We start from the raw sequence: 5,888 nt of genomic DNA, 5'->3' as shown, positions 1-5,888 counted from the left end.
TGTGGCGCGGGCAAAGCCCGCGCCACATCTATCCAATATGTAAGTCCTAAATTTGAAGGATGAAATAGGTTTAGAGATAAATGTAAACCCTATGTCAATTTCTAGTGAAATAGAAGGATAAAATGAAATGACTGATGTTTTAGTGATTGGTGGTGGTGTTATTGGGCTGGCGACAGCGATCGCCCTTTCGCAAAAGGGAGCAACGGTTACGATCGTTGAGCGGGAACTCTGCGGACGCGGAGCAACTTGGGCGGCGGCGGGAATGCTTGCCCCTGAGGCAGAAAAATTAGAAGGAGATCTCTTAAGTTTTGGTATCCGAAGCCGCGATATGTACCCCCAATGGATTGCGAACTTAATGCGGTTATCAGGACAAGATTGCGGTTATTGGTGTTGTGGGATGCTTGCCCCAGTTCTCTCGGAAAGCGATCGCCAAGCCATCACCAAACATCCCCAATATATCAGTCTTGAAGAATCCCGTCAGCGTCAATCTGGGTTAGGGGAATCGATTTTAGGTGCGCTCTGGTTGCCTGAAGATGGTCAGGTCAATAATCGGCAGCTTGCCAAAGCTTTATTAGGGGCGGCGCGATCGCTCTCGATTAAAATCCTTGAAGGCACAACGGTTTATCAAATCGTCCGCGACAGCCATCGCGTCACGCACCTCGATACGAGTGCGGGTAAATTGCACAGCGATCGCTATGTGCTAGCCACAGGGGCATGGACGCGATCGCTATTGCCTTTACCAATTAAGCCCATTAAGGGACAGATGCTTTCAGTGTTTGATCGCGATCGCAAATTGCAGAGCGTAATTTATGCCCCCAATTGCTATATCGTGCCACGCCAAGATGGAACGATCGTGATTGGGGCAACGGTTGAAGATGTGGGTTTTGATCAGGGCAACAATGCCGCAGGTATTGCTCAGTTATTAAACCGAGCGATCGCGGTTTATCCTGCGATCGCCAATATGCCAATCACCGAAACATGGTGGGGATTTCGACCTCACGCTCCCAATGAAATTCCGATTTTAGGATCTAGCGATTACGAGAATCTCATTTTAGCAACGGGACATTATCGGAATGGAATCCTTTTTGCACCAATCACAGCGAAACTCATTGCCGAATCGATCATTGATGGCATCACTGATTCTATCTATTTGCAATAATACCAAGTGATACCAAAGCTCAAAATGGCTACGCCATTTTGAGCTTTGGTATCACACTTTCATGAATTGGTATTAAAAACCAAAACCTAAAGAGAGCAACGCCCGCTACGCGGGCGTTACTCTCTTTAGGTTTTGGTTTTTAATTATGCCTAGCCACTTAGTGAGGTGGCATAAATTGGCGATCGCAACTTTCGATGACCCGATCCCAAATGGCAAAATGGAGTTCTTTATTGCGTTTGCGATCGCTTTTTATCTCTAAAACTTGCGTTCCTTGGCTATTTAAAGAATTAGTTACGGAATTGCGAAAATCTTGCCAATCTTTAATGAGGATATGTTCGCAATTATAGGCGGAGACGATCGGCGCAAAATCTAGGGCATGACTCGTACCGAAGAATTCCTCAAAGGTATCCTCGAATTGAGAAATGGGCAATAGATCGAAAATACCGCCACCATCGTTATTTAAGAGAATTACGGTGAGGGAAATAGGGTATTTTTTGGCGGCGAGCAGTCCATTGAGATCGTGGTAGAAGGCAAGATCGCCACAGATCAGGAGCATGGGGCGATCGCATCCCCATGCCGCACCGAGAGCACTCGATAGAGTTCCATCGATGCCATTAGCGCCGCGATTGGCTAAGACCGTAATGGGGCGATCGCTATGGAAAAATGTATCCAGATCGCGGATAGGGGTACTACTTGCCACATAAATATAGGTATGCGCGGGAAGCAGTTCGGCAAGTTCCGCATAAACCTTCCCATCAAACAATTCGTCAATCGTGGCGAGAGATTTACTAATTACATCTTCAGTAATGCTTTCGGCTAGTTCAAAATCTAATCGCCATTGCTTGTCTTGCCACATGGGCTGGGCATAGTTCTCTAAGTAATAGGCTAATTGTTCGCAAAAGTTGACGGGATGGACATTGAGCGATTGGGTAATGCCATGGGTGGGATCGCTATTGGTGCTACCGACAACGATTTGTTGACAGTTAATATGTTTCTGTAACCAGACGAGATAGCTTTTGGAAGTAGGCATTGCGCCAAAGCGAATTACCATTTGCGGAACATGGGTGTTACAGAAGTTTGTCGATCGCAAAAAGCTATCGTAATGTCCGATCTCATTATGACGACTTGCTCCTGTGGCTTCAATCAGTAAGGGATAGCCCGTCGCTCTTGCCAGACGGCGTACAACCTCTAAAAATTCTGGTGGTGAGTCGTATACGCCCACGACAAGCACCCCATGAGGATGGCTGATAATTTGATTAGCAATGGTGGCGATCGCATCCATACCCAACGATCGCATTCCTGTCATCACTTGACTATAGGCTCCGCCCGATGGATTCCCAAATACCGCTTCGGGACTGCTAAGTTCTAGATCTTCGGGTATATCTTCAGGAACGGGAATCGGTGGCATCGGATCGGGAAAGGGAAAGTTAAGATGCACTGCCCCTGCGGGCTCGTCACCTTTGCCGAGCGCCATACTCACGCTACGGCTAAGGAGCGATCGCAGATAACGCAGACGCAACCCCATAATCTCAGGCGTGCCTACTTCAAAGAAGTAACGCACATATTTTCCATAAATATTTATTTGATCGATCGTTTGTCCCGAACCACAATCGCGCATTTCAGGGGGGCGATCGGCAGTTAAGACGACTAGGGGAATGCGGCTATAGTAAGCCTCAATAATGGCAGGATAATAGTTGGCGGCGGCTGTGCCCGAAGTACAAAGAAGGGCGACAGGAGACCTTTGCACCTTGGCTAAGCCTAGGGCAAAGAAGCTACTCGATCGCTCGTCAATATGTACCAAAAGCTGCAAGTCGGGGAAGCGATCGCGCATCTCGGCGAAAGCAATTACCAGTGGCGTAGATCGCGATCCAGGGGAAATACATATTGTCCGCACTCCCGACCGATAGAGTTCTTCAGCAACGATGCTTGCCCAGACTGTATTGCGATTGGCGCTATTCATCGGATTGCAGTTCCATTAGCACTAAACTGAATGCTATAACCCAGTTCCCCTAAAAGTTGCCGCAAAATTGGCAAACTCAATCCCAACACATTGGTATGACAGCCTTCGATCTTTTCAATAAGTAAGCCGCCCATCTTTTCCATCGTGAAGCATCCTGCACAGCACAGGGGTTCGCCAGATTCGGCATAGCTCACAATTTCTGCATCCGTAGCATCCGCAAAATATACTTTAGTCACGCCATAGCGCATCGCCGAACGTTGAGTCTTGGCATCAATCAAACAATGTCCCGTATAGAGTTCGCAATAGTTACCCCGCATCTTTTGCCATGTGGCGATCGCGATTTCTTTGGAGTCAGGTTTACCGTAAATTATGCCGTTAAGATACATGATCGAGTCACAGCCCATAATTAGTGCATTCTGTCCTGTAAATTCGGCGGCGATCGCCTTTGCCTTGCACTGTGCTAGGGTCAGCACCAAGGACATCGGATCGCTCACCTGAATCGCATCTTCGTCAAAGTGACTAACTCGGATAATTGGTTTGATACCTGCATTTTCTAAAATGCTCTTGCGAGTAGGAGATGCGGAAGCGAGGACAAAAATGGGATGGGACATAGGAGCTAACAGGGTAAACAAGACAGAAATTTGTAATTGGTAGTAACTGCTCTCCCCTCTACCCTAGCGTATTTTTAACGTCAGTTCGGGTTAAGCTGACAAATTTTCAAAGCCCCAAGTAAAAGCCTTGCGTAGCAAGGCTTTTACTTGAGGCTTTGAGAAAGGGTTTGCGTAGCAAACCCTTTCTCAAAGCCCGTTTCAAATTATCCCGAACTCACCTTAAGCAATGCCCCATTTTACCGAGACAACCAAGCGATCGCCTCTTTAATCCATGCCTCAATATCCTGAGTTTTCGCCAGAACTGGTAACCCCACGATCGCATTGAGGGCATTGCTAATTTCCGTAGGCGTATAACCGAGAGCTAGTAATGTCATTTCTAATTCTTCTTGTAACGCCACACTTAAGATGCTACCTAGCGATCGCGTAGTGCCAACCTGAGCCAATCGCCCATCGGCAAGCTTTGTTTTTAGTTCTAAAGCAAGCCTCTCAGCAGTTTTAGTCCCCACCCCAGGAGTTAAGCTCAAAACTCGCGTATTGCCCGAAATGATCGCCTTAACCAGATCTTGAATTCCGAGACTATTTAATAAAGCCAAACCAACTTGAGTGCCAATCCCTGAAACACTAATTAATTGGCGAAACAATTCGCGTTCAGCGAGAGTAGGAAATCCAAACAAGACCATTTGATCTTCACGGACAATCAAATGGGTAAATACCTGTGTCTGTTCGCCCACAGGTGGCAACTTACCCGCAGCACTAGCCGTAATCTGCATATCGTAGCCCACCCCTTGCACATCAAGGGTAAGCCAATAGGAAGGCGTATTTTTTCGAGAACTCTCTGCGGCTTTACAAGCTGCGATCGCACCACGGAGAAACCCAATCATCGGCGTGGTAATGGTGGGAACTGGGGCAGTTGCACGGCCGCTAGGGAAGTCACAGCTTTACGACTAGAATTAGCGATCGAGAGCTGTTCGGAATCCTGCATTTCTGGATTCACAAGATTATTGGGATTGCCATACAAAGCTTGAATAAACCTTGGCGTTGCCACGGTAGAAACGACCGAGGCATTAGTCAAGGCAGATGAAGAAGCAAGCGATGCGTCACCAATATTATTTCGATCTAGCCCAGTTTGTGAAGCAGTTTGAGACTCAACCCGCCAATTAACCGTCCTTGTCTCTTTAGACTCTGCGGCTTGAACAGCGTGTAATGCAGGCAAATTCGGAGCAATAGGCGACCCCTGAGAGGCTTTGTGAGGTCTAACAATCAGGGGAGAAATGGGCTGACTCTTGGGAGGCAGGGATGATAATGACGAAGATCGATCGATGGTTTCAGACTCGACTACAGAGTCAATTTCTTGAGAGGCATCTAGCGCAATTTGCTGAGGCACGGGTACGATTTTGACGACATTTTGTAATGCCGAATCACCGATCGCTTCAACTGGGGATATTTTCTCATCAGCAAGCTTGGCAACCGACCAAGACTCAAGGGCAGAGAGTGCCATATCGTTAGGAGCAGGTGTCGAGGTATCAAGGCAGCGTTCGAGAGCCGCTTTTAGTTGTGAAGTATGGTGTTGTTGGCGCTTGAGGCGATCGCGCAGCTCGTCACAATTTATGTGGGCATCCTGTAGCTCGCGTTCGAGTTGGTCAATCCGCGACTGAAGGGTTTGGGTCAGAGTTTCTTGCCTTTGGATCACTAACTGGGACAGTTGCAACTGCTCTTGCGCCTGCCGAAGCAAAACCTGCGCTTGCTGACTGCGCTCGTTGCAAAACTGGAGCTCTTGCTCTAAAACCTGTCTTGGCAGAGCATTAAACAGAGTGGTTGGCTCACCCAGTACATTGGAAGATACGCTTTGAAGCGGGGTTTGCGGTTCTGGAATCGATGGACTAATGCTCGCCTGTGATGATGAATCGCCAAATCCTGCCTGACTCATGACTTACCCTTCACACCAAGAATTTTATCTAATATCAAATTTTATCTCAAAAATTTGTTTTTTGTATCATTAATTTTCATAACAGGAATAAACATCATGACAATTACGACAATTACGACAGTAAAAAAGACAAATTATGTATTTAATACGTATAAGTAGCTAAGCAGAAGTAAACTTAAAACCTAAAAGAGCATACCGCCCAGTACGCGGGCGGTATGCTCTCTGGTTTTG

The 5,888-nt window shown here is 47.1% G+C and carries 5 protein-coding genes; 1 reads left to right on the top strand and 4 read right to left on the bottom strand.

Features of this window, described 5'->3' with window-relative positions:
• The first annotated feature begins 127 nt into the window (after positions 1–127).
• Complete coding sequence (gene thiO / locus AC805_RS18125) at positions 128–1,159, top strand: glycine oxidase ThiO (RefSeq protein ID WP_055076685.1); 1,032 nt, start codon at positions 128–130, stop codon at positions 1,157–1,159.
• A 157-nt stretch (positions 1,160–1,316) separates the two neighbouring features.
• Here the strand turns inward: thiO and menD are convergent, their stop codons facing one another.
• From menD to AC805_RS18105, 4 genes are all read right to left on the bottom strand, one after another.
• A complete protein-coding gene (gene menD, locus AC805_RS18120) occupies positions 1,317–3,119 on the bottom strand; it encodes a 2-succinyl-5-enolpyruvyl-6-hydroxy-3-cyclohexene-1-carboxylic-acid synthase (protein ID WP_055076684.1) in 1,803 nt (600 codons plus the stop codon).
• A complete protein-coding gene (locus AC805_RS18115; RefSeq protein WP_055076686.1) occupies positions 3,116–3,730 on the bottom strand; it encodes a nucleoside triphosphate pyrophosphatase in 615 nt (204 codons plus the stop codon). Before AC805_RS18115 ends, menD begins: the two co-directional genes overlap by 4 nt.
• Before the next feature lie 236 nt (positions 3,731–3,966).
• A complete protein-coding gene (gene ruvA / locus AC805_RS18110; protein ID WP_055076683.1) occupies positions 3,967–4,611 on the bottom strand; it encodes a Holliday junction branch migration protein RuvA in 645 nt (214 codons plus the stop codon).
• Entirely contained in the window at positions 4,608–5,657 is a 1,050-nt protein-coding gene (locus AC805_RS18105) for a hypothetical protein (RefSeq protein ID WP_055076682.1), read from the bottom strand. The genes ruvA and AC805_RS18105 overlap by 4 nt, the downstream gene beginning before the upstream one ends.
• Positions 5,658–5,888 lie beyond the last annotated feature (231 nt).

This window comes from Pseudanabaena sp. 'Roaring Creek' (assembly GCF_001402795.1).
Taxonomy (GTDB): Bacteria; Cyanobacteriota; Cyanobacteriia; order Pseudanabaenales; family Pseudanabaenaceae; genus Pseudanabaena.
This window is presented reverse-complemented; position numbering and strand designations above follow the sequence as displayed.